The sequence below is a fragment of the Paenibacillus oralis genome (assembly GCF_003863965.1).
Taxonomy (GTDB): domain Bacteria; phylum Bacillota; class Bacilli; order Paenibacillales; family Paenibacillaceae; genus Fontibacillus; species Fontibacillus oralis.
Genome location: NZ_RRCN01000001.1, coordinates 4,442,336 through 4,468,029 on the forward strand (window position 1 = coordinate 4,442,336; position 25,694 = coordinate 4,468,029).

The window sequence follows — 25,694 nt, forward strand, 5'->3', positions numbered from 1 at the left end:
CGGAACTCATGTGATTCATGAAACGATAAAGCTATTCGAACACTCTTCGGCAACCTTGACGACCTACGTACAGGAAGACGGGGAATACGACCGGAAAAATTTGATCCGTCCCGCTATTTTGATCTGTCCGGGGGGCGGTTACGCCATGATTTCGCAAAATGAAGGCGAGCCCGTGGCGCTGGCGTTTGCCAGAATGGGCTACCATGCGTTCGTGCTGAATTATTCCGTCAAGATCGATAATCCGTTTCCGACGGCGCTGCGCGAACTGGCCCAAGCGATGGCGATCATTCGGGAGCGGGCCGATGAGTGGCTGGTGGATGCGGGCGACATCACTGTCGCCGGTTTTTCCGCCGGAGGCAATTTGGCCTTAAGCCTTGGGGTATATTACAAGGAAACGTTGATTACCGGAGAGATCGGGCTTACCTCGGAACAGATCAAACCGAACCAATTGGTCCTCGGTTATCCGGCCGTAACTCTGGAGCCTCGTTCGACGGAAACTCCGGCCTTTGTCATAGAACTGATGGAAAAGGGGCTGATGCCGGATTTTCGCGGTCCGAGCATAAGGGAAATCTTGCTGGGCAAAGAAAATTTGACGGAAGAGGAAGAACGATCGCTTAATCTTCTGCAGTACGTAAACGAGGATACACCCCGCACGTTTATTTGGGGGACTTACGAAGACAGCGTCATTCTCCCGACCGACCTCCTGGGGCTGGCCGGCAAGCTGTTTGAGCATCAGGTGCCCTGCGAGCTCCACATGTTCGAAAAAGGGCCGCACGGCATGTCGCTGGGCGATGCTTCCGTGAAACCGGAGGAGCAGGTAAAAGCATTAAGCCTCGGGGCGTGGGTGGAACTCAGCGCCAAATGGCTCGAGCAAGGAAGGGGACGTTAAGGACACCATGCAGCCGAAAGCGTTCATTTTTGATCTGGACGGCGTCATCACGGATACGGCGGAATATCATTACCTGGCCTGGAAGCAAATCGGCGAGGAGCTTGGCATCGAGGTGGACCGCGAACTGAACGAGCGGTTAAAAGGCGTAAGCCGCATGGAATCGCTGGAGCGGATTCTCGCGGCCGCCCCGCGGCCTTTAAGCCTGACTGCCGGCGAAAAGGAACAGTGGGCGGCCCAAAAAAATGCAGTTTACGGGCATCTGATCGAAACGATTCGTCCCAGCGATGTGTTGCCGGGAATTGAAGGGCTGCTGAAGGATATCCGAAACGCGAATATGCTGCTGGCCCTGGGGTCGGCAAGCCGGAACGCGAAGGTTGTTCTGGAGAGGCTTGGGCTTACCGCGGCGTTCGACTATATCGTCGACGCCGGCCAAATCCGCTTCGGCAAACCGCACCCCGAAACCTTTGTCAACGCCGCCGAGCACTTCGGTATTCCTTGCGAAGCCTGTGTTGGCGTGGAGGACTCCGAAGCCGGCATCGAAGCGATCAATGGCGCCGGCATGTTTTCGGTCGGCATCGGATCGCCGGAATCCTTGCGCCAAGCGAAGTATTTGGTATCCGATACCTCGCGGCTTACGCTTGACGGGATCATGGAAGCTTACCGCAGGGATGCGGTATGAACGATGGCCTGCTTTGTTTCCGGTTGAAAGAGTAGGAAGGTGAAGAGGAGCGGGCGGCTGCATTAAAGGAAATCGCCCGGTGATCCCTGAAGATCGCACGAGTTCGCCGGAGATCGGAGAAATAGCGGTAAAAAAGGTCCTTATTTCTGTCGGGAAGCCAAGATTACAGAAATAGAGGAACTTTTTACCGCTATTTTTGAAGAATGAGGACAAGCAGGTCCTTTTTCACGGCTTGGCGAGAAAATAACGCCCAAAAGTTCCTCTATTTTGCGGGTGAGTGGGAAAATCGCGAAAATAGCGCCCCCAATGACCGCTATTTAGAAGAAACCTTAAGCAACGATGAAGTACCGAGAGGGAATGGACTTATATAAACGTTACGCGTACAAAATTGTCTTAGAAATATTTAATATCTCCTGATGAAGGTCCTTACCGGCCGAAAGAATACTACTGCCTGATAGCCATAATTTTGTGATGAGGAAAGTCTTCCATGATTCGTTGTACTGCCAGTTGCTCATTTTGGCGGTCCACAAATGTAACTAATTCATTATGCGATGCTTTGAATCAGCATCAATATGTCCTTCTAAATGCCGCAAACTATTTTTTCCTGTCTCGATGACACATTCTTTGAGAACGCGAAGGTATTGTTTAGACATTTCTTGAAGCCTTCCTCCCAACTTTTAACTTGCTTTAACATGTGCTGGTACCCATTAATGTTACCATATATAGTGGGGTTACGTTTGGCTTCGCTTGCTCCGCCGCAGTTGACGGGCGCTACGCGCTGCGGGTAAGCGAAAAGACTGCGCAGCCGAGTGCGGCCAGAGCCAGAAGACCGCCGACCCAGTAATTGTTGGCCACCGAACTCGTTTCGATGACGGCGCCGCCAATCAACGATCCGCACGCGATACCAAGGTGCATGATGGACGAGCTTATACTAAGCTGAATATCAGCCTCCTCTGGCGCGTTCTGGATCAGGTACATTTGCTGAGCCGGAGAGATGGCCCAACTGAGCGCACTCCAGACCATAACGGCAGCCAGAAACTGATAAAATGAGATTTTTGCCGCCAAGGGAAGCATGAACATGGAGCAGGCGAAGCATGCTGTAATGACGATAAGCGACCGCTTTGTGCCCCAACGGTCGGAAATCCAGCCGCCCAAACCGCCGCCAGCTACGGCCGCGATACCGAACAGGAAGTAGACGAGACTCAGGATTCCGGGACTAACCGGAAAGAGCGATTGCACGTAAGGTGCCAAGTAAGCGTACAAGGTCAAATGTCCCATCAACAACAGAAACGAGATGAGTTGGCCGCTGACAATTTTGACGTTCTTGAGCGAGGAAAGTGTTCAACATAATTCAACCGTTCTCCACTGAGGGCTCCCATGTGCCTGAGGTTATTCCAGTGTTCTGCTCATTATTAAATCAATTTGTTCTTCATCCCCCATATAAAAGGAGTGGGCTCCGGTTTGAATAAAACCCATTTTTTTATAGAAGTCAATGGCGTTCTCATTCTTTTCCCAAACTCCCAGCCAGATCATCTTTTTGTTGTGGCTTATGGCGATTCCCATCGCTTGGTTGATTAGATATTTTCCCAGCCCTTTTCTTTGAAATTTATTTCTTATATAAATCCGCTCAATTTCGAGGGACTCATCGCTCATTTTTTCGGATTGGGCATCATTCATATTTACCTTTAAATATCCGGCAGGTTCTTCATGAAAACAGATGAAAAAGAATTCCGAAGAGCTATTGGCCAATTCCTTTTCCAACTGTTCAGCGTTAAATGCTCTTTCCATATAGGCTTGCATATTCTCAGGCGAATTCTGCTCTTTAAATGTATCGTTGAAGGTCTCTATGCTTATTTCTTGGAGTACTTGTAAATCTTCACGGCTGCACTTTTTTATTTTTACGGTCATTTTAATGGTTAGCTCCTTATATAAAAATTAATAGTTTCTCTTGTTTCCCTTTTTTACATATTCCCAGTCGCTTTCGATATTGCTGATAGAATTCAATGCCCTGGCGATGATTCCAATTTCACGTAGGATGTCCTTCATCATTAACTCCTTAAGCTGAGCCCAAATTTTAACTGACCAGTTTCAGTCCCACAGCAGAGCCAAGGACCAACCCTATGCACAAAATGCGCATTAAGCTGCGTGGCTCATTATAGAAGATCATTCCGAGGATCGCTCCGCCAGAAGCGCCGATTCCAGTCCATACGGCGTAAGCTGTTCCCATCGGGAGTGTTTTCATGGCCAATGACAAAAATAAAAAACTAAGCCCGAAACCAATAATCAAAAGACTCAATGATTGCCAATTGCGGGATTGATTAAACTTGTTTATAAGCAGTACCCCGGTCATTTCAAAAAGGCCCGCCAGAATCAAATACACCCAATTCATATTCCGCTTGCCTCCTCTTTCTTGTCCTTACTAAGCACTTTCAGTCCAATCACGCCAATGAGCAGCAGTCCGATCAAAACTATTTTCGCAACACTTAAGTCTGCATTAAACAATAGGATTTCGGCTACCACAGTTCCTGTCGTCCCCAGCCCAACAAATACAGCGTATACCGTTCCAACCGGTAATGAACGCGCCGCCTTAATCATCAAATAAAAGCTGATGTAAATAGCGATCAGTGTGCCACCCCATTCCCAAAAGTTATCTGCGTGCTTCATCCCAATAACCCAAGCAACCTCGAATATAGCCGCAACAATGACGGAAATCCACGTTTTGTTCATAACCCGTTCCTCCTTAAACTCTTTTTTTAATTTGGGCTCAAGACCAAAATAAGTGCTTAACAAAATAAATGATGACGGAGATGGGAGGTGTTGTCTCTCCAAACCACTTTGCACGATTATCCCTTTGGTTCAGAAAGCCAAGTCACATGATCAAACGGGATAATCGTGCAAAGCCTCCGGATAGCGAGTCTCGCTCCAGGCCACGGTCTGTTTCCGGCTTGACTGTCAAGCACTGATGATTAGGTTGAACCTAAATTTAGCCACAAAAAAATAGCCTGGGAAATAAACCGCATCATGCGTTTATCTCCCAGGCTTTTATCCCTCCGTGTCACAGCCGCTTGGCTGTGCGTTTTCTCTCGGACCAGACCAGTCTTGCGGCTGCGGAACCCTAGAAAACTTTTGTATTCGGTTATTGGCTAGAACCATGCTAACACACGATGTAACGTAAGTCAATTTGCGATTTCCCCCGCTAACGTATAAGAAAAGGGCAAGAAGCATCAAAAATTATATTTAGATCTCATGCTATGATAATTGCCGGGAGGTGAAATAAATGACACGCAGCAAAGAAATTCAGACGGTTTTGGGCTATATTGAAATGAATTTATGCGAGGAACTGACTTTAGATAAAGTTTCCGAAGTTGCAGGATTTTCGAAATTCTATTTTCATAGAGCTTTTCAAAAAGAAGTCGGGATACCTTTATATGATTATATTAGAAAACGAAGGCTTGCCAGCGCCGCGTCCGCCCTATTAAATACGGATGTTTCCATACTAGATATAGCCCTAACATATCACTTCGAATCTCAGGAATCTTTTACAAGAGCTTTCAAAAGTATCTATCAATTACCCCCAGGAAGATATAGGTCAGCCATCAAAGATTTAATTATAGGAGGAATAAGTATGAATAAACAAAATGAAATAAAAGACTGGATTATCACAGGAACCGCCCCCGAGAAATACCTGGTCAGCCTTGACCCTAATATATACCATATGGGCTCAAAATCGGCAACAATTCGCTCCCTTGCAGACGAATTTTCCAACGGTGAATTTGGTACCATCATGCAGCAAATTAGTGCTAAAAATTTCATCGGTAAGCGGATGCGTTTTTCCGGCTTTGTAAAAACTCAAGATGTGGAGGGCTGGTGCGGATTATGGTTTAGGATAGACGACGCCTTGGGAGATACTTTAAAGTTGGATAATATGCAAAGCAGGTCAATTAAAGGAACAACCGAATGGAATCATTATTCTTGTGTATTGGATATACCTAAAAATGGAGCCATAATTAATATTGGTATGTTGTTGTCCGGAAAAGGGCAAGTATGGCTTGATAACGTAAGCCTTCAAGAAGTTGGGGCGAATACGCCAACAACGGAATTCGTTCCTGAAGAAGTTTTTTCAGACCATCTTTTAAATCCATTATTTGAAGAAGTGTAATTTCTGATTGCTGGTATTTGATGGACACTTATGCTGTCAAATAGAGACTCTTGTTCATGGAACTTTTTTGGATCGTTGGTTGTTAATTTTTATACTTTTTTTGAACTTCATTTAGAATCCTTTTAGAGACAGTTGCTATCCTTAGTATATAAAACGGATTTTAGATGGATCAGCTTAACAAAACGGCTCGTAGTTGCTTAGGCATTATGAGTCGTTTTATGTTATATAAGAAAAATTTTGGAATTAACCTTATGTCGTGAGATGCACAGTGAATTGTCGGCAAAACGGTAGTGTGGAAATGAGAAATTTGTTAGATCGACGCCCAACTGCAGGATGTGGATCGAAATCTAATTCGTTTGTTGACTTACGACTATGGTATCCAGTCCATGGGTGCCCCTTTTCCTTAATGTGTATAATAAGACTATAACCCTTCACTCAAAGAAATCGAGGAGTAATACCAACTTTTTACCATATGCGAGCGTCTAAAAGAGTAAAATAGTCGTTTGGAGTGATCTTTAGTGAAAGATAAAATCTTGGTAATCGGCGTCATCTTCTTGTTGTTGAGCGCAGCATTCGGGAACGTTGCGGATCCCGGGCAAGCTTCCGGGGCACAGGACAGCCCGGCATCACCGCAAATATCTAATATGGCCAGCGCTTCGGCAACCTTCGAAGACGCCGCTGAAGGCGGTTTGCTGCCGCTATCGTGGAAAAAATATGATGGTTCCGAGAAAGTCCGGGTGTTGGAAGACGGGTTGAAGCAGACGGAGCGTATCGTGAAAGAAAAGGCTTTGCGCAGGGGGGACGGCTCCCGGGAAAACAAGATCGTAATCTATACCCGCAAGAATGATACCGATTTTCTCTACACAGCCTTAGTCCAAGATCATCTCGTGTACGATTTGGGGAAAGCAGCCGGATATCATTACGATCAGGACGACGCTGTGACCGTCGGCAACATCATGTTATTCGGTAAAAAAGTCGTCAAAATCCAGGGCGCCGTCGGCGCGGCCGCTTCCATGACCCATTACATTAAGTTGCAAGACGGGGAACCGGTGCAGCTTATGGTGATCGATGAAGGTTATGCCTCGGAAATGGATGTGGACCACGACGGCTTGCCTGAGGTGATCGTGAGCTCGGGGACGATTCCGCATACCTCGGTTTACCGGTGGCAAGACGGGCATATCGAGCGGAGCAACCTTAACGAAGCGTTGCGGGCGGAAGCTGTTTCCATCACCGAGGAGGGGGCGGTTTTGGCCGCGTTCGGGAAGGATCAATCCCTCGTCAAGCTGTATTGGCTGAAAAAGGACGGACTGCAAGAATTCAGTCAGTACGCAAGCGACGAATACTACTCCGACCGTTTCGTTACCATTCCATATACGAGCGAAGAAGTACAACACATCCGGGAGCAAGCCGACGGCGCCGGCGTTTTTGATCCTTACGTACCGCGCAAAGGCGTTGCTACGGACTACGGAATGACAGCGGAGCAAGAGAAAGCTGGGGTATTGAAGCTGACATACCCTCATTTTGCCGTCTGGCAGTCGAGCACGGATTTACGGCAGAGGGAAGAAGGAAACGGTGCGTCCGGAGAGAAATGGTATTTTCCCGATTTTACGGCGGAATGGATCGGGCTTCCGGACAGCGAAGCAGGCGGGACTTGGTACATCACGCGCGGATCGACGCATATTTCCATCAGTACGGCCAAGTCGGTCAGCAAGGAGCAATTGCTGTTCGCCGCTGCATCGCTTGTTCCATTGGATGAGTTGAAGCTATCCGACGGACAATATGAATAGAAGAACGATAGAAAGGTGATGGCTATGGCACGTGTTTTATTTATCAACGGAGGCTCCGAGGGACATATCAATCCAACCCTCGGTGTGGTGCAGGAACTTGTCCGCCGCGGCGAAGAGGTGGTGTACTTTGTTGCCGAGCAATTTCGCGATCGCGTCGAGCGGACGGGCGCAAAAGCGATCACCTTCGACGTCGGGAAATTTCTGGAGGCGTTCCTTGCGGGCGGAAGAACTCCTTGGGCGCGGGTAGGCGGACTATTACGCACTGCCGATATCGTCATTCCCAGCGTCCTGGAGCAAACCAAGGGAGAGCGTTTTGATTACATCATCCATGACTCGATGTTCGGCTGCGGGCGTTTGCTTGCGCAAATCCTCGGCTTGCCGGCCGTCAACTCATGCTCGAGTTTTGCCATGGGGCAAGGCGGCTTTGACAATATGCAGGATCACCTGTCGCGCCATTTTCCGGCTGATGTGAATGAACAGGCCAAGCAGGAGTTTCAGCAGCTGGTCAGCGGTGTGCAAGCGAAATACCATGTGCAAGCAGGCTCCGCCTACGAAGTTTTTTGCAATCCGGCGCCATTGACCATCGTCTACACGTCGAAACGCTTCCAACCCGATGGAGAAAGCTTCGACGAGACGTACAAGTTTGTTGGGCCGTCTGTCGTACCGCGCTCCAATGATCCATTTGATTTCTCCCATGTGGACACGGAACACCTGATTTACATATCGCTCGGCACGGTGTTCAACCAAGCGGCGGATTTTTACAAGCTATGTTTTGCGGCGTTCGCCGAAACAAAGTACACCGTCATTTTATCCATTGGCAGCCGAACCCGGATGGAGGAATTGGGGGACATTCCTGCGAATTTTATCGTGGCGGGCTACGTACCGCAGCTCGAAGTGCTTCAGCGCGCCAAATTGTTTATCACCCACGGCGGGATGAACAGCACCAGCGAGGGCCTGTATTATGGCGTGCCGCTGATCGTGCTGCCCCAAAGCGCCGACCAGCCTGTAATAGCCCGGCGTATTGCTGAACTGGGCGCGGGCGCCCAGTTAAATCAAGCAGGCTTAACCGCGGGAGAACTTAGAGAGGCGGCGGAACGGGTGCTGGGCGATCCGTCATTTCGCAAGGCATGCGTTGAACTCGGCGATTCGTTCCGGGCCGCGGGCGGATATCAGCAAGCCGTTGATGAGATTTTTGCGTATAAACGAAGCTTGGGCATAAACTAATCATCGAGTTGCAAAACGGGAGGAATGCCGGCCGCGGGCCATGGCATCCTCCCGTTTTTGCGGGTGAGATCTTTTTCAAAGTCATTCCCCTTGAAATGCTTTTTGCAGTTCCGCAAGGTTAAACTTTTTCATTTTCAAGAACGCCTGCGTGACGCGATCAATTTGCTCCGGCGTACCCTTGGTCATCATTTCGTCCATCGCGGCGGGGGAAATTTGCCATGAGACGCCATATTTGTCTTTGAGCCAGCCGCATTGCTCGGCTTCGGGGACGGCGGAAAGTTTTTCCCAGTAGTAGTCGATATCCTCCTGCGTTTCACAATTAACCAACAGGGAAACCGCCTCATTGAAGTTGAAATGGTGTTCATACGCGCTGTCCATGGCCGCAAACCAGGTGTTCTCCAGCATAAAATCGGTAAACATCACCGCTTCCTCCCGGTCCGGCTCATGGCCGGGGCCATACCGAAACAGGCTGCCAGGCTTGGCATTGCGGAAGACCGAAAGATAGAACTCGCGCGCATCTTCCGCCTTGTTGTAATTTTCACCCACGAACATCATGGAGGGAATGATCGCCGGCCGCGGCTCCCCGTCCGGATTCGTCAGCATGAGCTGCCACGAGACGCCGTACTTGTCCTGAATCCAGCCGTACCGTTCGCTGAACGGGTACTTATCCAGCGGCATAAGCGCGGTGCCGTCTTTGGACAGCTTGCTCCACGCCTCGTCGAGCAGCTCTCTTGCGTTCCCCTCCCGAGATGGGTCGAAATTTACGATAAACGAGATGGATGGATTGATCTTAAAGTACGGCCCCGCAGAGATAGCCATAAACGGGTGTCCCCAGACGGTAAACGAAACGAGATCGGAATCGCCCGAGGGCGTATCGCGCAAAGTCGCCGCGCTCGTGATTTTAGAATCCGGGAAGACGGTGCAATAGAACTCCGCGGCTTCCTTGGCCTCTTTGTCGAACCACAGGTGCGGGATGATGGGATTGGTCGGCGAGCTGTTCTTGGCATCACTCATCACATTTTCCTCCTAAATTATAGGGTGGACAATCGTTTTTATTTTACCCGAAAAATTGAGTTTACGTTTCTTATCGATTGCTGTCCTGTTGGTGATTCTCGAGTCCGTTAAAGCTTCTCAACATATGAACAAACGATTCAAGCTTGTCATTATCCCAGTTCTCAATCCGTTTATAAAACTCCACCTCTTTTTCTTTTAAAGCCAGGATGGCTTTTTCACGCCCCGCCTCTGTCAGAGACAGCAGCACTCCACGGCGGTCGTTAGAGTCCTCTTCACTTTTCACATACCCTGATTTTTTCAATTGAGCGACAAGGCGGCTCACGGAGCTTCGATCCATAGCTGTGGATTCCGCTAACTGGGTTGCGCTTGCCGGTCCATACGACAGCAGCCAGCGCACCAGCACAAAGGCAGCAGGCTGTAAGGCAGGATCGAAAATCTCCGCTGTTTTCACATTGATGGCGTGCGACGCACTGAGTAGGGCATTGAGCTGTTCACCAAGATTGAATTCCAGCTGCATTCTGTCAGCGTTCAAATTTCTATTCTTCATCGGTGGTTTCTCCCATTCAATTTAATTACTTGATATATGTCAAATAAATCTATATGATTGATATATGTCAATTATATTGGAGGCCCTGGCATACATCAAGCTGAAAGAAAAGGTTGAATCACAAATAAGCATAGGAATCAGGAGGATTATATATGCAGACATCCCCGATAATTGTAATGACGGGAGCGACGAGCGGTATTGGACAGCTGGCGGCAATGGAATTGGCTAAACAGGGGGCGCATCTTGTATTAACCGCCAGAAGTGAGGAGCGGGCTGAGATAACGAGAAATAAATTGGAGCATGCTGCGCCTAATGTTAAAGTAGACTTTTTCTTCGGTGATCTTTCCCTCATGAAAAATGTCTGGCGTATTGGAAACGAGATTAAAGCTGTTTATCCGAAGCTGGATGTATTGGTAAACAATGCAGGCTTGCATGGCTTCGAACAGCGAATAACAGCAGAGGGACTTCCGGAAATGATCGCGGTGAACTATCTTGCGCCCTGGCTGTTGACGGATATCTTACTTCCATCATTGTTGGATTCGCAGCAGGCCAGAATTGTAAATGTTGCTTCAGAAGCCTCTCGCAACCATGGCGAACTTAAACTGCCTGAGGATTTAACGGATACAGCGAAATTTTCAAGGGCGGGCTCCTCCCGCATTTATGGAAAAACAAAGCTTCTCAATATTATGTTTACGGGTGAACTGGCACGGCGGCTGGAGGGAACCGGGGTTACCGTGAATGCTCTTAATCCCGGGTTTAATGTGACAGGCCTTGGGCGTGAGTTAGGGTTCTCTTCGGTACTTGCATCCGTATTACGATTTTTAAGGATTGGAAATCCGCAAAGAGGAGCGGGCATTATCCTCCAATTAGTTACAGCACCGCAATATCAGGGAGTAACTGGGGGATATTTTAACGTGGGCAGTGGACAGTCTATTGTTCCGGTATATCCCGGCGGGGATCCGAAAATGCAAAGCAGGTTGTGGAGTGCCACCGAGGAATTGTTAGGACGATGGATAGAAAAAGATGAAAACCGGGGGATATCCGTGTAAAATTGTCTATATGTGCGAACAGGTTGTGGATTGGAAACGTGATAATTAAAGAGGGATGCTGATGAAAAAAGCAAACACTAATTTAATAAAAGAAATCAATTTAAACAATGTGCGCCAGGTGATGAAACGTGTGGAAACGGCAACCAAACCGCAGTTGGCCTCACTTACCAAGCTGAGCGTAGTTACGGTGAATTCCCTTGTGAAGGAACTGCATGACCTTGGAGAAATATTTGAAGACGAAACCGTTCCATCCAACGGAGGAAGACCGGCGCTAACCTATCGTTACAATTATGATTTTAGTCTCGCGCTCGTCATTTACATGAAGGAGAAACAAGGACAGGAGCTTATTTCCGTGGCGGTTGTGAATCTGGAAGATCATATTTTGCAAAAAGAAGAGTATTTAATGCCTGTTTTTGACCGGCAACAGCTCTATGACATGATTGAACACTTCCTTACGTTATATCCTTCCATCAAAGTGATTGGCATAGGCATTCCCGGACAGGCCGTCAATGGCGAGATTACGGTAAGCGCTCATCAGGCACTGATGGGTGTTCGCATGATTGAAGAAATTGAAACGCAATTTGGACTGCCCGTTATGGTGGAGAATGATGTTAACGCCGCGATCAGCGGGTATTGTGCGAAGCGCGATATGGATGATACGCAATGTGTGCTGGGAATTTATTTCCCCGCGAGGTACCCTCCAGGCATGGGTATTTATCTCGATGGAAAAGTGTTCAAAGGAAAAAAAGGCATGGCCGGAGAGATCAAGTTTCTTCCTATGGATTTGGATTGGTACCATGAGAAGATGGACAAGGAAACGTTTGTTGGCTCGGTATGTCAAATCATTCAAAGCGTCAACGCCGTCCTTGCTCCGGACAAAATTGTGCTATATCAGGACAGGGTGGGAGCAGATCTCTGGAACCCCGCATGGGAAGCTTATCGGAATAGGAAACCCATGCCGTCATATCCGGAAGTGATTCTGCAGGAGACATTTCAACAGGATTTTGAGGCAGGCATGCGCTGGCTGACACTCAAAGAATTGGAGCCGGTCCTTAGCCATTTTAATTAACTTGGAACCCCTTGATTCGAATCATGGGGTTCTCTTTTTTTTGCTCAATTCCACGCCTTGACAAAAGAGAACTGCTGATGCATATTAATGAATGAACTTTATAAAGTAATTTAATTAAGGGTTGTTTAATTAGAAAATACTGCGATAATAATCACTCAAAAGCAAACAAGAGAAAGCGAGGAATTAGGATGCTATCATACATTATATTATGCGCTGTCATATGGGCTGGAACCTATGTCTGTCTAGCGATGTCAAAACAGCCCATTGAAGTGAAGCCGATTCGTTCCATTGAGGATCTATTTGAATAGAATTAAACCTTGACATGTAACGCGTTACAACGTTTATGCTTTTATTGTATTAGACAAGTTATCACGTGATTGGTGCGAATACTTTATAAAATAACATTATAAAGGGAGTGTATTAACTTTTCAGAGGGGTAGAGCGCACGATGTCAATCATCGTTCAAGCCGTTTTAGGTGTGTGCATACTGATTGGCGTGTATTTTGCGGTTAGAGGTGTGGCTGAATCTCCCCGGACACCAATTTACGCCCGACGTTTACATGAGAAGTTTAGTCGCAATATTAATGGTAATGGGTATGAGGATGAAGATAAGTACGTGAACTAAAAGGAGGACTGACATGATTAAACTTGTCGTGACCGATCTGGATGGAACCTTTTTAAATAATAAGGGGTTATTTGATATTGACTTATTTAAACGGGTATATGCTGAAATGCAAAAAAAAGGTATTGCTTTCGCAGCCTGCACCGGGAAGCAATGCGAGAGAGTGGAAAAATTGTTTGGAGAGCATGGCAAAGGCATCTGGATCCTGGGAGATAGCGCAACAAGAATCAAAAAGGATGGGGAGGTTGTCAAGGAGTTTACGATTGATTATGATCTAGCCCTCAAATCCATTGAAGAGATTCAAAGTTTTGATCCGAAAATGACGATTATTGCCTGTACCGGCGAAGCGGCTTATGTGCAATCCACGATAAAAGACGAATTGTTCAGCGTGGTTAAAGGCTCTTATGAAAAAGTGGTTAAACTTGACTCGTTTAAGCAAATTGACGGTCATTTTATTAAAATTACGGTTTACGATCCCGAAGGCCGGAGCTCTGCGTTAAGAAAACATGTGGAAAATACGCTGTTGGGGCAAATCTACATCGTCGATTCTGAACCCAAATGGCTGGACATTACCGCACTCCACACCCATAAGGGGGAAACGGTCAAAAAACTTCAGGAAATGCTTGGAGTGACGTTCGAGGAAACAATGTCCTTTGGAGACGGTGAAAATGATGTGGAATTGATGAGCATTGCGAAGTACAGCTTTGCGGTCGGCAATGCTTGCGAGAATACCAAAAAAGCGGCCAGCTTTATTACAAAATCCAATGAAGAAAATGGCGTGTTATTGACGATACAGAAGCTAATGGATATAACGAAAGGATTGAATAAGTGATGAACCAAAAAGAAAGAATGCTTGCCGGACTGCCTTATAAAGCTTGGTTGGATGGATTGCCTGAAGAAAGGATAAAGAACAAGGTAAAGGTTCATGCCTATAATTTATTGCGCCCGGACGAAGAGGCAAAAATGGATGAAATGATCCGGAGTATTCTTGGAAAAGCAGGCGCAAACGTGCATATTGAACCGCCTTTTCATTGTGATTATGGAAAAAATACCGAGGTGGGCAACAATTTTTTTGCCAATTTCAATTGTATTATTCTCGATGTGGGCAAGGTGGTCATTGGCGATAATGTGATGTTTGCTCCCAATGTATCGCTGTACACTGCCGGACATCCGGTTCATCCGGACTCCAGAAATTCAGGCTATGAATATGGAATCTCCATCACCATCGGGGACAATGTATGGATCGGCGGCAATGTTGTCGTCAACCCCGGCGTTACCATTGGAAACAATGTCGTGATCGGTGCAGGCAGTGTGGTGACGAAAGATATTCCGGATAATGTGATTGCGGTAGGAAGTCCATGCAAAGTGGTCCGGGAAATCACGGAAGAGGATCGGAAATATTATTTTAAAGATAGAGAATTTGATGTTGAGGACTATCTTCCAAATGGATAGACCGCAAAATTCGGAATAATCCACTTCATGAAAAACGATAGTCTGAGACTGTAACGATTACACCGTCTTGGCTGTCGTTTTTTTTAATAGGGGGTGAAAGGTAAGATGATGACAATGAATATTCTAATTATTGATGTTGAGGCCGTTATGAGGAAAGGCATCAAGCGCATAGTTGCAAATACCTTTTCAGAGCATAATGTGTTTGAGGCCGCTTCAACCGAGGAGGCTCTTATTATGATGGAATGGGATCATATGGATATAGTATTTATAGATATCACTTTGCCAAGAATGGATGGACTTACATTCATTGAGAATTATGCTTACAGGTTTCCGGACACTAAATGGGTTGCGATGACAGCTAAAGATAATTACCGCCTTAGTCATTTGAGAAAAGCAATGAGGCTCAGAGTTACGGACTGTTTATTAAAACCATTCGGTAAATCAGAACTACGAGAAATACTAGATACCCTAATTAGACCAGACTAATTCAATGCCGATCCCGAGCAAGACAAGCGGTTGCTGGAAGAGTTGAAAGAACAATACCCGGAGGTAGGTGAGTCTATTATGAAACTGATGCCCGCGTGGAGTCGTTTGGGGTACGAGGAAGGTTTGAAGGAAGGTATGGAGGAAGGTATGGAGGAAGGTATGGAGAAAGGGATTGAGCAAGGCATAGAGCAAGGCATCGAGAAAGGGATTGAGAAAACTGCCCTCAATATGCTTCGTGAGGGAATGGAGATATCACTGGTTGCCAAAGTGACGGGGTTGTCTGAAGAGCAGGTGGTAAAACTGAAAGAAGAAAGTTGATAACTGAGGAAAAACCAAAACCGGAAAATCAGCATAACTAATGTACTATTACAACAGCAGTAATTGAGAGGTGATTCTCAGTTACTGCTGTTTATTTTTGCGATTTTCTCAATAGCGATTGAAATTTGGCAAATTATAACGTAATATATGATAATGATTCTCATTATCATATATTACTAGCGCAATGGCTGAGGAGGTGAATTTTTGAACAGCGTAGACGTTCAGAAACAAAAGTTAGGCAGCATCTACTATGTTTTTATATTTTTCTTAATATGCTTGATCCTCATATCCGCCGTTTTTTCCGTATCCATCGGTCAGGTTCATATTCCGTTCCGGCAAGCTATGGAGATCATGGTACATACATTGACAAACGGCCAATGGAGGTCATTGGATCAAGTCGAAAGCGAATCTTACTTGAATATCATTTTGCAGGTTCGAATGCCCCGCGTCATTTTTGCCTTGCTCATTGGCATGGGGCTTTCTTTGTGCGGAGCCGTGATGCAGGCTGTCGTGCAAAATCCGCTCGCCGATCCTTATATTCTCGGCATTTCGTCGGGGGCGTCGCTAGGGGCGACATTCGCTATTCTGGTCGGGTTTGGCAGCGGTGCCCTGTTGTCCCAGTTCGGCGTTGCTTTTGGAGCCTTCGTCGGCGCTATGATCACTTCGGTCGCGGTGCTTGTTTTGTCCAGCATTGGCGGCAAAGCGACCTCGGTGAAGCTCGTTTTGTCGGGGGTCGTCATCGGCGCGTTGTGCAGCTCCTTTTCAAGTTTGATCATCTATTTTGCCAACAATGCCGAAGGCATTAAGACGGTCACTTTTTGGTCCATGGGGAGCTTGGCCTCGTCCAGTTGGGAAAAAGCACCGATCATGGCGGTTGTCGTTTTGTTGGGATGCGCCTTGTTTCTGTTTCAACACCGGGTGCTCAATACGATGCTGGTTGGCGACGAATCCGCCATTACCCTCGGCATCAATTTAAGCGCCTACCGTAAATTTTATATGATCACCGCCGCTCTTATCACGGGAACCATGGTTGCTTATGCCGGAATGATCGGTTTCGTGGGGCTGATTGTCCCGCATATTTCCAGGGGCCTGTTCGGCGCGGACCACAAGCGGTTGATGCCGGGAACGCTTTTGCTCGGGGGGCTGTTTTTGATATGGTCGGACATCTTATCCAGAACGCTCATACACAATGTCGAATTACCCATCGGGATCATTACTTCGGTGATCGGTTCGCCGTTATTCATCTACATGATCGTAAAAAAAGGCTACAATTTCGGAGGGTGACAAAATGGAATTGACCGCGAAAGGAATGGAAGTCCGAATCGGCAAAAAGGAAATCGTCAAAAATGTTTCGCTTCTGGTGAAGAACCAGCAATTCGTCGGCCTGATCGGGCCTAATGGCTGCGGAAAATCGACGCTGTTAAAAAGCATATACAAAAGTTTAGTGCCCCAAAAAGGCACCGTTTTTTTGGATGACATGGACGTGCTGAAAACCTCCGAAAAAAAAGTTTCCCAGCGCCTCGGCGTGGTCGGCCAATTTAATGAAATGAATTTTGATTTAACCGTGGGGCAAATGGTGATGTTGGGCCGGACGCCGCATAAAAAATTGCTGGAGTCGGATAAACGGGAAGATTATGCGATCGTGGAGGAAGCGCTGGCGCGAACGAATTTGCTGGATTATAAAGACCGCAGTTTTTTATCGCTGTCCGGCGGGGAAAAACAGCGGGTGATTTTGGCGCGAACCATCGCGCAGCAGCCCAAGTTCATGATTTTGGATGAACCGACGAACCACCTGGATATCCGCTATCAGCTGGAAATTTTATCATGCGTGAAAGGTTTGAACATCGGCGTGCTGGCGGCTCTTCACGATTTGGAGATGGCCGCGTATTATTGCGATTATCTGTATGCGATCAAAAATGGCGAGGTGTATGCGCACGGTACACCGGAGCAGGTGCTGACGCCGGAAACCATCGAGTCGTTATATCAAGTTAAATGCCAGACTTATATTAATCCCGTTACGAACGGGTTGGGGTTCGCTTTTGGAATATAAAGGGGGAGAATGACCAGTGAAAAAGCATGTGTTAACAGGCATCGCTTTAGCCGTGATGCTGACATTAAGCGCTTGCGGAGGGAAGGCGGCGACAAGCGGCCCGGACGAAGCGCAAACCGAAGCGCAAACCGAGGCGCAAAGCCATTATCCTGTAACGATTCAAAACTTTACGAAGGCGGAAGGCGGAACGACTTGGGAAAAGAAAGAACAAGTGTTCGATAAAGCGCCTGAACGTGTTATGGCTAATACCAGGCCGGCGGCAGAATTGCTGCTGCATTTGGGATTGGCCGATAGAATCGCCGGGGTAGGGGCAAATTTCGGAGCACCGGATAAAGCGGTGGAAGCGGAATACGCCAAATTGAATATTTTAAGCGACGATTACGTCGGCAAAGAGGTGACGTTGGGAACGAATCCCGACCTGGTAATCGGCCGCGGCGGTTTGTTCGATAATGCCGACTGGGGAGTGGGAACCGTAGACGTGCTTAACGACATGGGCATTAAAACGTACGTCCTGGAATCTTCGGTCGCCGGGGGAACGTATGACTCGATCTATAAAGATCTAGAGAATTTAGGCGAGATCTTTAGCGTGCAGGATCAAGCCAAGAGCTTTATTCAGGAGTTAAAGGACAGACAAGCAGCCATCGCCTCGAAACTATCAAGCATTACGGAGGAAAAAACGTTCGCTTACTTGCATATAAGCGATCCCAAAGAGGTGAACGTTTACGCGGCTCATGATGAGACCTTCTTTAACGATGCCTTCCAGATGATTAAACTGGACAATATTTTCAAGGAAGAAACCGGAGAGGTTAGTGTAGAAACGCTGATTGAGGCTAACCCGGACGTGTTAATCATTCCGGATTGGGCCACAACCGGCGGCGTTAGTGCGGACAAGCTCAAAGAAGCACTTTACGCCAATCCCAAATTATCCAGCATGAAAGCGATCAAAAACAAGCAAATTTACGCGGTGGATTATAACTATATGTTCGGATACAGCTACAATACGATCGATGGGATGGAAATATTGGCCAAAGAGATGTACCCGGACTTGTTTAAATAGAAAAGATTGAAGGGGAGTAAGAACCAGGAAGGAGTTGCCGATTCCATTGATCCGACGATTTTTCGCCTATTATCGGCCTTACCGGCGATTGTTTCTGCTCGACTTCGGCTGCGCCATTATTGCCGGCTTGCTGGAGCTCGCTTTTCCGATCGCCGTTAACGTGTTTGTCGACGACTTGCTGCCCGGCGGCAAGTGGAATCTGGTCGTTTGGGCTTCGCTCGGCCTCGTCGTTTTATACGTGCTGAGCGCGGTGCTGACGTACATCGTCAACTATTGGGGTCACATGCTTGGCATCAACATTGAGACAGACATGCGCCACAAGCTGTTTGCGCATATTCAAAAGCTGTCGTTTCGCTTTTTCGACAATACGAAAACCGGCCACCTGATCGGCCGGCTGACGAACGATATGAACATGATCGGCGAAATGGCGCACCATGGGCCGGAGGATTTATTCATTGCCGTGATGACGCTAGCCGGCTCCTTCGGGCTGATGCTGGCGATCAATTGGCAACTGGCGCTGCTGACCTTCGTTATCGTCCCGGCCATTTTGTGGGTGGTCGTCTATTTCAATCAAAAGATGACGAAGGCCATTCACCAGCTGTTCCAGGATATCGGCGATTTTAACGCCCGTATCGAGGACAGCGTGGGAGGTATTCGGGTCGTAAAGGCTTTCTCCAACGAAGCGCACGAGGAAGCGCAGTTTGCTGTCAGCAACGGGCGCTTCCGCCTGACGAAGCTCGCCTCCTACAAACTGATCGCCAGAAACGGTTCGATCAGCTACGTGATGATGCGCCTCGTCACGGTGTTTGTTATGGTATGCGGCACCTGGTTTGTTATTCGCGGCCGGATTTCATACGGTGAGTTCATCGGCTTCCTGCTGCTGACCAACGTCTTCTTCCGGCCGATCGAAAAGATCAACGCGATCGTGGAAAGTTATCCGCAAGGCTTCGCCGGTTTCAAACGTTATACGGAACTGTTGGATACGGAACCGGATGTGGAAGATGCGCCGGATGCGGTGATGATGAAACCGTTCGAGCGGGAAATTCGCTATCAAAACGTCACTTTTGGATACGATGGGGAGAAAAAGGTGCTTAATCAGGTGGATTTGGTCATCCGCAAAGGCGAAACGATCGCTTTCGTCGGTCCGTCCGGCGCGGGCAAAACGACGCTGTGCAGCCTTCTGCCGCGTTTCTATGAAGTGGAGAGCGGTTCGATTCGCATCGACGGTGTGGATATCCGCAAGGTGACGCAGGATTCGCTGCGCAGTCAGATCGGTATCGTGCAGCAGGATGTATTCCTGTTTGCCGGGACGATTCGGGAAAATATCCTGTACGGCAAGCTTGGTGCGAGCGAAGAAGAGGTATGGGAAGCGGCGCGGCGGGCGAAGTTGGATGAATTTATCCGCGCCCAGGAACTGGGCATGGATACCGTTATCGGCGAGCGGGGCGTGAAGCTGTCCGGCGGCCAGAAGCAGCGTCTTGCGATCGCCCGTATGTTTCTGAAAAATCCGCCGATCCTGATCCTCGACGAGGCGACTTCGGCGCTCGACACGGAGACGGAGCTGGCGATTCAGCAGTCGCTGGCGGAGCTGTCGCATGGACGGACGACACTGGTCATCGCCCATCGGCTGGCGACGATCAAAGAAGCGGACCGCATCGTGGTCGTGACCGATCAAGGGATCGCCGAGCAAGGCCGTCACCAGGAGCTGGTGGCTGCGGGCGGGGTTTACAGCCGCTTGCACAGGGCGCAATTTGGCGCTTAAAAGGCAGGAGGGAAATAGATGACTGAGGATATGGAACTATATGACGTGACGATTATCGGAGGCGGACCGGCCGGATTGTACGCGGCTTTCTACAGCGGAATGCGCGATATGAAAACGAAACTGATCGAGGCGAAAGAGGAACTCGGCGGACGTACGCTGATCTATCCGGAGAAGATGATTTGGGATGTCGGCGGCGTAACGCCGGTTCGCTGCGAGCGGTTGACGCAGCAAATGATCGGGCAGGCGATGACGTTTGATCCTACGATCGTATTGGGACAGCAAATCAGCGGGCTGGAGCGGCGGGCCGACGGCACGATACTGCTCACGTCGGTAACGGGCGAGCGCCACTGGACTAAAACGGTGATCCTCGCTTTGGGGCGGGGGGTTCTGAAACTCGCCAAGCTGGACATCGAAGGGGCCGAGCGCTACGAGGTCGGCAATCTTCATTACACAGTGCAGGAACTGGAGATATTCCGTAACAAACGGGTGCTCATTTCCGGCGGCGGCGATTCCGCGGTGGATTGGGCGAACGAATTGGAACCGTTAGCCGCAAGCGTCACCGTCGTACATCGGCGTGAACGTTTTGGAGGACATGAACGTAACGTGAAGCGCATGCTGGAATCTTCGGTTCGCGTCCTCACTCCATATGCCCTGAAACAGCTTCGCGGAAGCGCCGACGGCAAAGCGATTGAGGCGGTATCGATCGTTAGCGTCGATTCGGATGGCTGTTTGTCGGAAGAGGCGGAATGGCTTGAAGTGGATGCCGTGATCGTAAATCACGGATTGCGCGGCGATTTCGGCAACATCGTCAACTGGGGGCTGGAGATGGGGCAATGGGACATCCGCGCGGACGAAAAACTCGCGACCAACCTCCCGGGGGTATTTGTAGCCGGCGATGTGGCGCATTACGCCAGTAAGCTGCATTTGATCGCCGGCGCTTTCACCGACGCGGCGTTGGCGGTGAACGGCGCCAAGCTGTACTTGGAGCCGGATGCGCCAGCGGCGGCATACGTTTCTTCCCATAATGCCATTTTCAAAGAGAAAAATATGGCGCTTGGCGTCGCCGAGGAAGACGCATGAGCGGGCGAAATTGTTGAAGAAGATTAAACGGATCACCTTATTTCAAACGTACCCTCTTTCAAGGGCTGCCGGTTGGCAGCCTTTTTTTAATGTGCTATTGAACAAGATTTTTTAAGAAAGGGGACAAAATTTACTTGCGTCTAATCGTCATTTTACATAACCATTGTATATTTCATCGTTATGGTATTTATTTGTTCGCGTCAGTTACAGCGCGGGGTTCCGGTTTCAAGCGACGTTTCAGATTGGACAGAACCCCGGGCCAGCCAGTACCGAAGCTGAAACTCGTTAAGCTCCATGTAAAGCGCGATATTCGTCTTCAAGCATCGACATCAGGATTAAATCATGGAATTTGCCGTTCATATACAGTTCGTCGCGCAGCACTCCTTCCCGGCGGAAGCCGATTTTCTCATACACATGAATCGCACGCGGATTAAACGAGTAGACCCCCAAATGAATCCGGTGCAGCCGAAAAACCTCGAAGCCGTAACGCAGCATATGCATCATCGCTTCCGTTCCGTACCCCTTGCCGCGATGCTCGGTTCCTTTGATCCCGATCCGAATGTTTGCGCTCCGGTTAACGGGATCGATCTCGTTTAAGACGACTTCGCCGATCAATTCGCCCGAATCCTTCGTCACGATAATCAAGTCGAGCCGGTCCTCATTCGCCTGGCTGATCTTTTGCAGCCACATTTCCGTGCTTTCCCGGGTATAATCTCCCCGGCTTCCCGTCAGCCGCAGCATCTCGGCATCTTGCAAAAAGTCGAAATAGGCGTCCAGATCCGTGACGCGTACGTAACGCAGTTCAATGGCCTTTCCTTCGATCCGGATTAAATGATCCTGCACCATTCCCATACCTCCCTGGTTTTAAGCCTTATTTTCGAATTACCTTATTTTAACTTGGACATCACATTTTGGCGATATAATTTACAAAAAAAGGCGGCTCCGGTTAAGGCCTATGAGTGGCTTTTAAAGCTTGGATTCTAATGATGAGTTTTCCAATTCTCGAATACTCTCGTCACACCAGCGAATCAGGCTGCTGAACTGGTTTTTTCCATAATTATTTGTAATCAGCCAGTATTTGATATTGGGGTCGTCCGACTCTTGTTTTTTAAGCCACTCTTCAAGCCCCAGAAACATCTGCAGCGCTTCTTCCAACTTTTTTTTGTGGTCCTTTATATGTTGAATGATTGTTTCAGGCCGGGCATTGCTGCCAAAGAACACCCTTAGCAGCAGCTCGTTTTTTTTGAGCATCACCATATGTTCCATAGGTTCGGACAGCCAATCGGCTAACGTCTGTTTCCCTTGCTCCGTAATACTGTACACTTTTTTATCCGGCTTACCTCTTTGGCGTTTCACATGCACGGTGACATCCTGGCGTTCCAGGAGTTCGGCAAGCACAGGATAAATCTGCCCATAATTTTCATTCCAAAAGTAACGGGTGCTCTTCTCCATATGCTGCTTAATATCGTAACCCGTATGCGGACCGAGCGTAAGTATACCTAGAACGGCGAACATGGTGTTCATTTTTCCGGACGATGGCGCCATTTCATTACCTCCTAGCTTATTACCCCAGCGCTTTTGAAAAATCAGATTGTTTTCATTATAAAGCATTTCGGTTCTGGACACATCCTATATATTTTTATAATATATATTATTTTAATAATTTGTATTGACAGGGATTTGTTGTGGGTTTAGTGTTTATTTACGAGCTGGTTGCTCAACCTCATATTAGAAAAAGGAGTGTAGAAAACGATGACAATGATTGCAGTCCATTATCCGGAAGGCCGTATTACATTGGAGCAACGCCGTCTTTTGGCGGAAAGCTTAACCGATGCTGTGCTTATTCCGGAGGTAGGTCAATTTTGTCCCCCGGCACGCGACGGGTTTCAAGTCCGCTTTGCGGAGTACTCTGCGGAACATATGGCGATTGGAGGTAAATTGTTGGCGGATGGGCCCGAGCGGGATATTATTACAGTCAATATATTGGTGATGGATGGCGATTGGCCTAATGAAGTTCGAAAAGAGGTCCTTGAGAATATACTTGACTGTTTAGGCAAAGTACTTGAAGTGCCGGAACCTCCCCCAACATGGTGGGTATCCTTTCAGGTCATTGAAGAAGGAAGCTGGGGCTCGCGCGGAGGGGTCCTGTCGATTTTGGATTTGTTGGACTCGGGAGTTTTTACAGAGGAAAAAATAAAGGCAATTCGGCAGAAGCTTGGATAAACGCTTAATGGAGAACGGCGATTTAGTCGGATTCTGCGGGGGGCGGGCCACCAGTTTGGGTGGCCTCTCTACTCGGAGGCGGGGGCGGCACTTACATGTTGGATCAGCATTTCCGCAAACCGCTTGGGAATAAGGCCCCATTGACTCATGGGAGCCAGACTCAGTTTTTGCAGGAGTCCCATCATGGAGGTGAAGATGAACTGAGCGGTTGCCAAAGCCTCAAGATTGGGGTTTAGCGATCCGTCTTTTTTTCCGGCTTCAAGAGCCTCACTGAGAAAGTGCTGTTCCTTCCTCTCATGAATAAAGCGTTCGTAACGTTCCTTAAGCTCCTGGTTTGATTCATAAGCTTCATAGTGCAGGTCGAACAGCAGGATAAACTTGATATATTCGGGATGCTGCCCGGCAAAATCAATCCAGGCGTCCAGCATGAAGCGAAGCTGTTCTTTGCCATTTGTTGCGTGCGCTGCTGTTCTTTCCACAAATGCGGTCATGCTCTCCAGCAGTTTCATCTGCACTTCAAAGATCAGTTCGTCCATGGATTGAAAATGTTTATAGAAGGTGACTCGGCTGACCCCGGCCCTGCCGCACACGTCTTTAATGTTAACATTGAGGAAGCTTTGCTTCATAAAAAGCTCCTTGCCGGCCGCGATCAGCTCTTCCCGGTTTTTGTTTTTCAGGTTTTGGTGCCAGTTCTCAGTCATGGACAGCGATCCGCTCTTTCTCCGATTTTTGGCTGTCCCCCGTTAAGAACAGGGTAGCCAGCAGAACGATTGCACCCAAAATATAGGGCAAATCGATATGTTTGTCAAACAGCCCTCCGGCGATCATCGGGCCGAGGATATTTCCTATGCTCGTATAAGTGGTGCTCAGTCCGGAAGCGTAGCCCTGCCGATCCCCGGCCGCATTGGCGATCAGCGAACTGACCGTCGGTCTTAAGAAAGCATTAAAGGCAAAGAACAGGGCGGACACGGCCAAAAGATATCCTAAATTGATCTTGATCAGCATCAGCAGGAGGGCTATGCCTGTCATGATCAAAGATAACCGAATAAGCTTCATCTCCCCCAGCCGCTTGATGATCCAATCCAGCAGCCAGACCTGCACAATAATGCCTATAACGGCGCCTACCGTAATGATGATGGAGATTTTGCCGGCGTTTAAGCCATACTTCTGTTCCACAAAAAGGGCGTAGACCGTTTCATAGTTCACCAAGCCAAACGTCATGACCAGGATAAGCAGAAGATAGCGGAAATAGGGCGTTCGAAACGAATTCAAAATTTGCCGGACGATCGGATCACGAGTGGCCTGTTTGCTGTGCGATTGCCTTTGTTCACGCGTCAAAGTCTCCGGCAAGAAGATCGTCAGCAGCGTCGCTATAAGACCCAGCCCGGCCGCAAAATAATAGGGGACCCGTATGCCGAATTCAGCAATGATGCCGCCTAGTCCGGGGCCCAGCACCATGCCCAGATTCATGGCGGCGCCCAAGTAACCCATCCCTTTCGCCCGCGTTTCGGGTGTTGTGATATCCGCGACATAAGCCATGTTGGAAGGAACCATCAAACCGAGACCTATGCCTCCGATAAACCGGGCGACATACAGCAGCTGCAGAGAAGTTGAAGCGGCGAACATCAGATGGGACAGAACGGTTAGGAAAAGGCCGGACATGATCAATTTTTTGCGGCCCCATTTATCGGACAGTTGCCCGCCGATCGGCGAGAAAAGAAACTGCGCCGCTCCAAAAGCGGCCACAAGGTAACCGGCCGCCGTCCCTGCCGCATGAAATTGTTTGAGATAGTCAGGCAGGATGGGGATGACCATGCCTTGACCCAACAGGGCGATAAACAAATTCAGCATCAGAATGTAGAGCGGAAACTTACCCGATTTGGATAATTGGCGGCTCATTATAGTCTCTCCTTGGTTTACACGTTGTAATCAATTGCATTATGTAAACCATGGCGTACCTCGAGATGGTCCTTGACATCCGGCTGCAGGAACGACCAATCGTTAGCCTTCAAATAGCGGCACTTTATGTACTTATTATCCGGAGCCAGGCTAGTTGATCCCCATTAGAGGATTTTTTTGTACTTATTTCCTATTGAATGGCCCATAACGCGGTCATCCCCCTACGATCCGAGAAAATAGCGACATAAAATTCCCCTATTGCTCCCAAACGGACGGATATCGCCGGAATAGCGCCATTTTATGCCCTTATGTTTTTCGGAGGAGATTC

The 25,694-nt window shown here is 48.3% G+C and carries 28 protein-coding genes and 1 riboswitch; of the genes, 18 read left to right on the forward strand and 10 right to left on the reverse strand.

Features of this window, described 5'->3' with window-relative positions:
• Positions 1-10: 10 nt before the first annotated feature.
• On the forward strand, positions 11-889 hold the full coding sequence (locus EHV15_RS19850; protein ID WP_128632722.1) for an alpha/beta hydrolase: 879 nt from the start codon (positions 11-13) through the stop codon (positions 887-889).
• A gap of 7 nt (positions 890-896) precedes the next feature.
• Positions 897-1,568 (forward strand): beta-phosphoglucomutase, encoded by a 672-nt coding sequence (gene pgmB / locus EHV15_RS19855; RefSeq protein WP_128632723.1) that lies wholly within the window; start codon positions 897-899, stop codon positions 1,566-1,568.
• A gap of 771 nt (positions 1,569-2,339) precedes the next feature.
• On the opposite strand, the gene EHV15_RS19860 is transcribed toward pgmB, so the two are convergent.
• From EHV15_RS19860 to EHV15_RS19880, 4 genes are all read right to left on the reverse strand, one after another.
• A complete protein-coding gene (locus EHV15_RS19860) occupies positions 2,340-2,852 on the reverse strand; it encodes an MFS transporter (protein WP_342774021.1) in 513 nt (170 codons plus the stop codon).
• Positions 2,853-2,957: 105 nt separating this feature from the next.
• A complete protein-coding gene (gene paiA, locus EHV15_RS19865) occupies positions 2,958-3,476 on the reverse strand; it encodes a spermidine/spermine N(1)-acetyltransferase (protein WP_128632725.1) in 519 nt (172 codons plus the stop codon).
• A 166-nt stretch (positions 3,477-3,642) separates the two neighbouring features.
• The gene (locus EHV15_RS19875) at positions 3,643-3,957 is read right to left on the reverse strand and encodes a DMT family transporter (protein WP_128632726.1); all 315 of its coding nucleotides are present in this window, start codon (positions 3,955-3,957) and stop codon (positions 3,643-3,645) included.
• Positions 3,954-4,295, reverse strand: a complete 342-nt coding sequence (locus EHV15_RS19880; protein WP_128632727.1) for a DMT family transporter — start codon at positions 4,293-4,295, stop codon at positions 3,954-3,956. Before EHV15_RS19880 ends, EHV15_RS19875 begins: the two co-directional genes overlap by 4 nt.
• A gap of 302 nt (positions 4,296-4,597) precedes the next feature.
• Positions 4,598-4,698: riboswitch (guanidine-I (ykkC/yxkD leader) on the reverse strand.
• Between the two features lie 147 nt (positions 4,699-4,845).
• Between EHV15_RS19880 and EHV15_RS19885 the strand changes: the two genes are divergently transcribed.
• From EHV15_RS19885 to EHV15_RS19895, 3 genes are all read left to right on the forward strand, one after another.
• Entirely contained in the window at positions 4,846-5,727 is an 882-nt protein-coding gene (locus EHV15_RS19885; protein ID WP_128632728.1) for a helix-turn-helix transcriptional regulator, read from the forward strand.
• 518 nt (positions 5,728-6,245) lie between these two features.
• Entirely contained in the window at positions 6,246-7,514 is a 1,269-nt protein-coding gene (locus tag EHV15_RS19890; RefSeq protein ID WP_128632729.1) for a hypothetical protein, read from the forward strand.
• A gap of 24 nt (positions 7,515-7,538) precedes the next feature.
• Positions 7,539-8,738, forward strand: a complete 1,200-nt coding sequence (locus tag EHV15_RS19895) for a macrolide family glycosyltransferase (protein ID WP_128632730.1) — start codon at positions 7,539-7,541, stop codon at positions 8,736-8,738.
• Between the two features lie 81 nt (positions 8,739-8,819).
• Here EHV15_RS19895 and EHV15_RS19900 read toward each other — a convergent pair whose 3' ends face one another.
• Positions 8,820-9,752: a VOC family protein gene (locus tag EHV15_RS19900; RefSeq protein ID WP_128632731.1), complete on the reverse strand. Its 933-nt coding sequence runs from the start codon at positions 9,750-9,752 to the stop codon at positions 8,820-8,822.
• Positions 9,753-9,822: 70 nt separating this feature from the next.
• Positions 9,823-10,299 carry a MarR family winged helix-turn-helix transcriptional regulator gene (locus tag EHV15_RS19905; protein WP_128632732.1) on the reverse strand — a complete coding sequence of 159 codons (477 nt, stop codon included), beginning with the start codon at positions 10,297-10,299 and terminating at the stop codon, positions 9,823-9,825.
• Between the two features lie 152 nt (positions 10,300-10,451).
• Here EHV15_RS19905 and EHV15_RS19910 point away from each other — a divergent pair, with 152 nt between their 5' ends.
• The 12 genes from EHV15_RS19910 to EHV15_RS19960 all read left to right on the forward strand — a co-directional run bounded on the left by EHV15_RS19910 (position 10,452) and on the right by EHV15_RS19960 (position 21,244).
• Positions 10,452-11,348 (forward strand): SDR family NAD(P)-dependent oxidoreductase, encoded by an 897-nt coding sequence (locus EHV15_RS19910; protein ID WP_128632733.1) that lies wholly within the window; start codon positions 10,452-10,454, stop codon positions 11,346-11,348.
• A 61-nt stretch (positions 11,349-11,409) separates the two neighbouring features.
• Entirely contained in the window at positions 11,410-12,417 is a 1,008-nt protein-coding gene (locus EHV15_RS19915) for an ROK family protein (protein ID WP_128632734.1), read from the forward strand.
• A 448-nt stretch (positions 12,418-12,865) separates the two neighbouring features.
• A complete protein-coding gene (locus EHV15_RS36595; protein WP_178075905.1) occupies positions 12,866-13,042 on the forward strand; it encodes a hypothetical protein in 177 nt (58 codons plus the stop codon).
• A 13-nt stretch (positions 13,043-13,055) separates the two neighbouring features.
• Entirely contained in the window at positions 13,056-13,871 is an 816-nt protein-coding gene (locus EHV15_RS19920) for a Cof-type HAD-IIB family hydrolase (RefSeq protein ID WP_128632735.1), read from the forward strand.
• A complete protein-coding gene (locus EHV15_RS19925; RefSeq protein ID WP_128632736.1) occupies positions 13,871-14,491 on the forward strand; it encodes a sugar O-acetyltransferase in 621 nt (206 codons plus the stop codon). The genes EHV15_RS19920 and EHV15_RS19925 overlap by 1 nt, the downstream gene beginning before the upstream one ends.
• A 105-nt stretch (positions 14,492-14,596) precedes the next feature.
• Entirely contained in the window at positions 14,597-14,977 is a 381-nt protein-coding gene (locus EHV15_RS19930; protein ID WP_128632737.1) for a response regulator, read from the forward strand.
• Between the two features lie 78 nt (positions 14,978-15,055).
• Entirely contained in the window at positions 15,056-15,295 is a 240-nt protein-coding gene (locus tag EHV15_RS19935) for a hypothetical protein (RefSeq protein ID WP_178075906.1), read from the forward strand.
• Between the two features lie 204 nt (positions 15,296-15,499).
• On the forward strand, positions 15,500-16,579 hold the full coding sequence (locus EHV15_RS19940; RefSeq protein ID WP_128632739.1) for a FecCD family ABC transporter permease: 1,080 nt from the start codon (positions 15,500-15,502) through the stop codon (positions 16,577-16,579).
• A gap of 4 nt (positions 16,580-16,583) precedes the next feature.
• Positions 16,584-17,345, forward strand: a complete 762-nt coding sequence (locus tag EHV15_RS19945; protein WP_128632740.1) for an ABC transporter ATP-binding protein — start codon at positions 16,584-16,586, stop codon at positions 17,343-17,345.
• A gap of 16 nt (positions 17,346-17,361) precedes the next feature.
• Positions 17,362-18,402, forward strand: a complete 1,041-nt coding sequence (locus tag EHV15_RS19950) for an ABC transporter substrate-binding protein (protein ID WP_128632741.1) — start codon at positions 17,362-17,364, stop codon at positions 18,400-18,402.
• Between the two features lie 46 nt (positions 18,403-18,448).
• Positions 18,449-20,164 carry an ABC transporter ATP-binding protein gene (locus tag EHV15_RS19955; protein WP_128632742.1) on the forward strand — a complete coding sequence of 572 codons (1,716 nt, stop codon included), beginning with the start codon at positions 18,449-18,451 and terminating at the stop codon, positions 20,162-20,164.
• Positions 20,165-20,182: 18 nt separating this feature from the next.
• Positions 20,183-21,244 carry an NAD(P)/FAD-dependent oxidoreductase gene (locus tag EHV15_RS19960; protein ID WP_128632743.1) on the forward strand — a complete coding sequence of 354 codons (1,062 nt, stop codon included), beginning with the start codon at positions 20,183-20,185 and terminating at the stop codon, positions 21,242-21,244.
• Positions 21,245-21,529: 285 nt separating this feature from the next.
• Here the strand turns inward: EHV15_RS19960 and EHV15_RS19965 are convergent, their stop codons facing one another.
• Complete coding sequence (locus EHV15_RS19965) at positions 21,530-22,090, reverse strand: GNAT family N-acetyltransferase (RefSeq protein WP_128632744.1); 561 nt, start codon at positions 22,088-22,090, stop codon at positions 21,530-21,532.
• Between the two features lie 120 nt (positions 22,091-22,210).
• Positions 22,211-22,855, reverse strand: a complete 645-nt coding sequence (locus EHV15_RS19970; RefSeq protein WP_246061690.1) for a PadR family transcriptional regulator — start codon at positions 22,853-22,855, stop codon at positions 22,211-22,213.
• Positions 22,856-22,996: 141 nt separating this feature from the next.
• Between EHV15_RS19970 and EHV15_RS19975 the strand changes: the two genes are divergently transcribed.
• On the forward strand, positions 22,997-23,467 hold the full coding sequence (locus EHV15_RS19975; protein WP_128632745.1) for a tautomerase family protein: 471 nt from the start codon (positions 22,997-22,999) through the stop codon (positions 23,465-23,467).
• Positions 23,468-23,535: 68 nt separating this feature from the next.
• On the opposite strand, the gene EHV15_RS19980 is transcribed toward EHV15_RS19975, so the two are convergent.
• Complete coding sequence (locus EHV15_RS19980; protein WP_128632746.1) at positions 23,536-24,168, reverse strand: TetR/AcrR family transcriptional regulator; 633 nt, start codon at positions 24,166-24,168, stop codon at positions 23,536-23,538.
• Positions 24,161-25,366, reverse strand: a complete 1,206-nt coding sequence (locus tag EHV15_RS19985; RefSeq protein WP_128632747.1) for an MFS transporter — start codon at positions 25,364-25,366, stop codon at positions 24,161-24,163. Before EHV15_RS19985 ends, EHV15_RS19980 begins: the two co-directional genes overlap by 8 nt.
• Positions 25,367-25,694 lie beyond the last annotated feature (328 nt).

What these genes read in the sequence shown, in the direction of transcription:
- EHV15_RS19920 (WP_128632735.1), top strand. Translation starts at nt 13,056, where the DNA reads ATGATTAAACTTGTCGTGACCGATCTGGATGGAACCTTTTTAAATAAT.
- paiA (WP_128632725.1), bottom strand. Translation starts at nt 3,476, where the DNA reads ATGACCGTAAAAATAAAAAAGTGCAGCCGTGAAGATTTACAAGTACTC.
- EHV15_RS36595 (WP_178075905.1), top strand. Translation starts at nt 12,866, where the DNA reads ATGTCAATCATCGTTCAAGCCGTTTTAGGTGTGTGCATACTGATTGGC.
- EHV15_RS19960 (WP_128632743.1), top strand. Translation starts at nt 20,183, where the DNA reads ATGACTGAGGATATGGAACTATATGACGTGACGATTATCGGAGGCGGA.
- EHV15_RS19880 (WP_128632727.1), bottom strand. Translation starts at nt 4,295, where the DNA reads ATGAACAAAACGTGGATTTCCGTCATTGTTGCGGCTATATTCGAGGTT.
- EHV15_RS19985 (WP_128632747.1), bottom strand. Translation starts at nt 25,366, where the DNA reads ATGAGCCGCCAATTATCCAAATCGGGTAAGTTTCCGCTCTACATTCTG.
- EHV15_RS19885 (WP_128632728.1), top strand. Translation starts at nt 4,846, where the DNA reads ATGACACGCAGCAAAGAAATTCAGACGGTTTTGGGCTATATTGAAATG.
- EHV15_RS19900 (WP_128632731.1), bottom strand. Translation starts at nt 9,752, where the DNA reads ATGAGTGATGCCAAGAACAGCTCGCCGACCAATCCCATCATCCCGCAC.
- EHV15_RS19930 (WP_128632737.1), top strand. Translation starts at nt 14,597, where the DNA reads ATGATGACAATGAATATTCTAATTATTGATGTTGAGGCCGTTATGAGG.
- EHV15_RS19980 (WP_128632746.1), bottom strand. Translation starts at nt 24,168, where the DNA reads ATGACTGAGAACTGGCACCAAAACCTGAAAAACAAAAACCGGGAAGAG.
- EHV15_RS19905 (WP_128632732.1), bottom strand. Translation starts at nt 10,299, where the DNA reads ATGAAGAATAGAAATTTGAACGCTGACAGAATGCAGCTGGAATTCAAT.
- EHV15_RS19945 (WP_128632740.1), top strand. Translation starts at nt 16,584, where the DNA reads ATGGAATTGACCGCGAAAGGAATGGAAGTCCGAATCGGCAAAAAGGAA.
- EHV15_RS19935 (WP_178075906.1), top strand. Translation starts at nt 15,056, where the DNA reads ATGAAACTGATGCCCGCGTGGAGTCGTTTGGGGTACGAGGAAGGTTTG.
- EHV15_RS19970 (WP_246061690.1), bottom strand. Translation starts at nt 22,855, where the DNA reads ATGCTTTATAATGAAAACAATCTGATTTTTCAAAAGCGCTGGGGTAAT.
- EHV15_RS19925 (WP_128632736.1), top strand. Translation starts at nt 13,871, where the DNA reads ATGAACCAAAAAGAAAGAATGCTTGCCGGACTGCCTTATAAAGCTTGG.
- pgmB (WP_128632723.1), top strand. Translation starts at nt 897, where the DNA reads ATGCAGCCGAAAGCGTTCATTTTTGATCTGGACGGCGTCATCACGGAT.
- EHV15_RS19915 (WP_128632734.1), top strand. Translation starts at nt 11,410, where the DNA reads ATGAAAAAAGCAAACACTAATTTAATAAAAGAAATCAATTTAAACAAT.
- EHV15_RS19975 (WP_128632745.1), top strand. Translation starts at nt 22,997, where the DNA reads ATGACAATGATTGCAGTCCATTATCCGGAAGGCCGTATTACATTGGAG.
- EHV15_RS19895 (WP_128632730.1), top strand. Translation starts at nt 7,539, where the DNA reads ATGGCACGTGTTTTATTTATCAACGGAGGCTCCGAGGGACATATCAAT.
- EHV15_RS19965 (WP_128632744.1), bottom strand. Translation starts at nt 22,090, where the DNA reads ATGGTGCAGGATCATTTAATCCGGATCGAAGGAAAGGCCATTGAACTG.
- EHV15_RS19875 (WP_128632726.1), bottom strand. Translation starts at nt 3,957, where the DNA reads ATGAATTGGGTGTATTTGATTCTGGCGGGCCTTTTTGAAATGACCGGG.
- EHV15_RS19910 (WP_128632733.1), top strand. Translation starts at nt 10,452, where the DNA reads ATGCAGACATCCCCGATAATTGTAATGACGGGAGCGACGAGCGGTATT.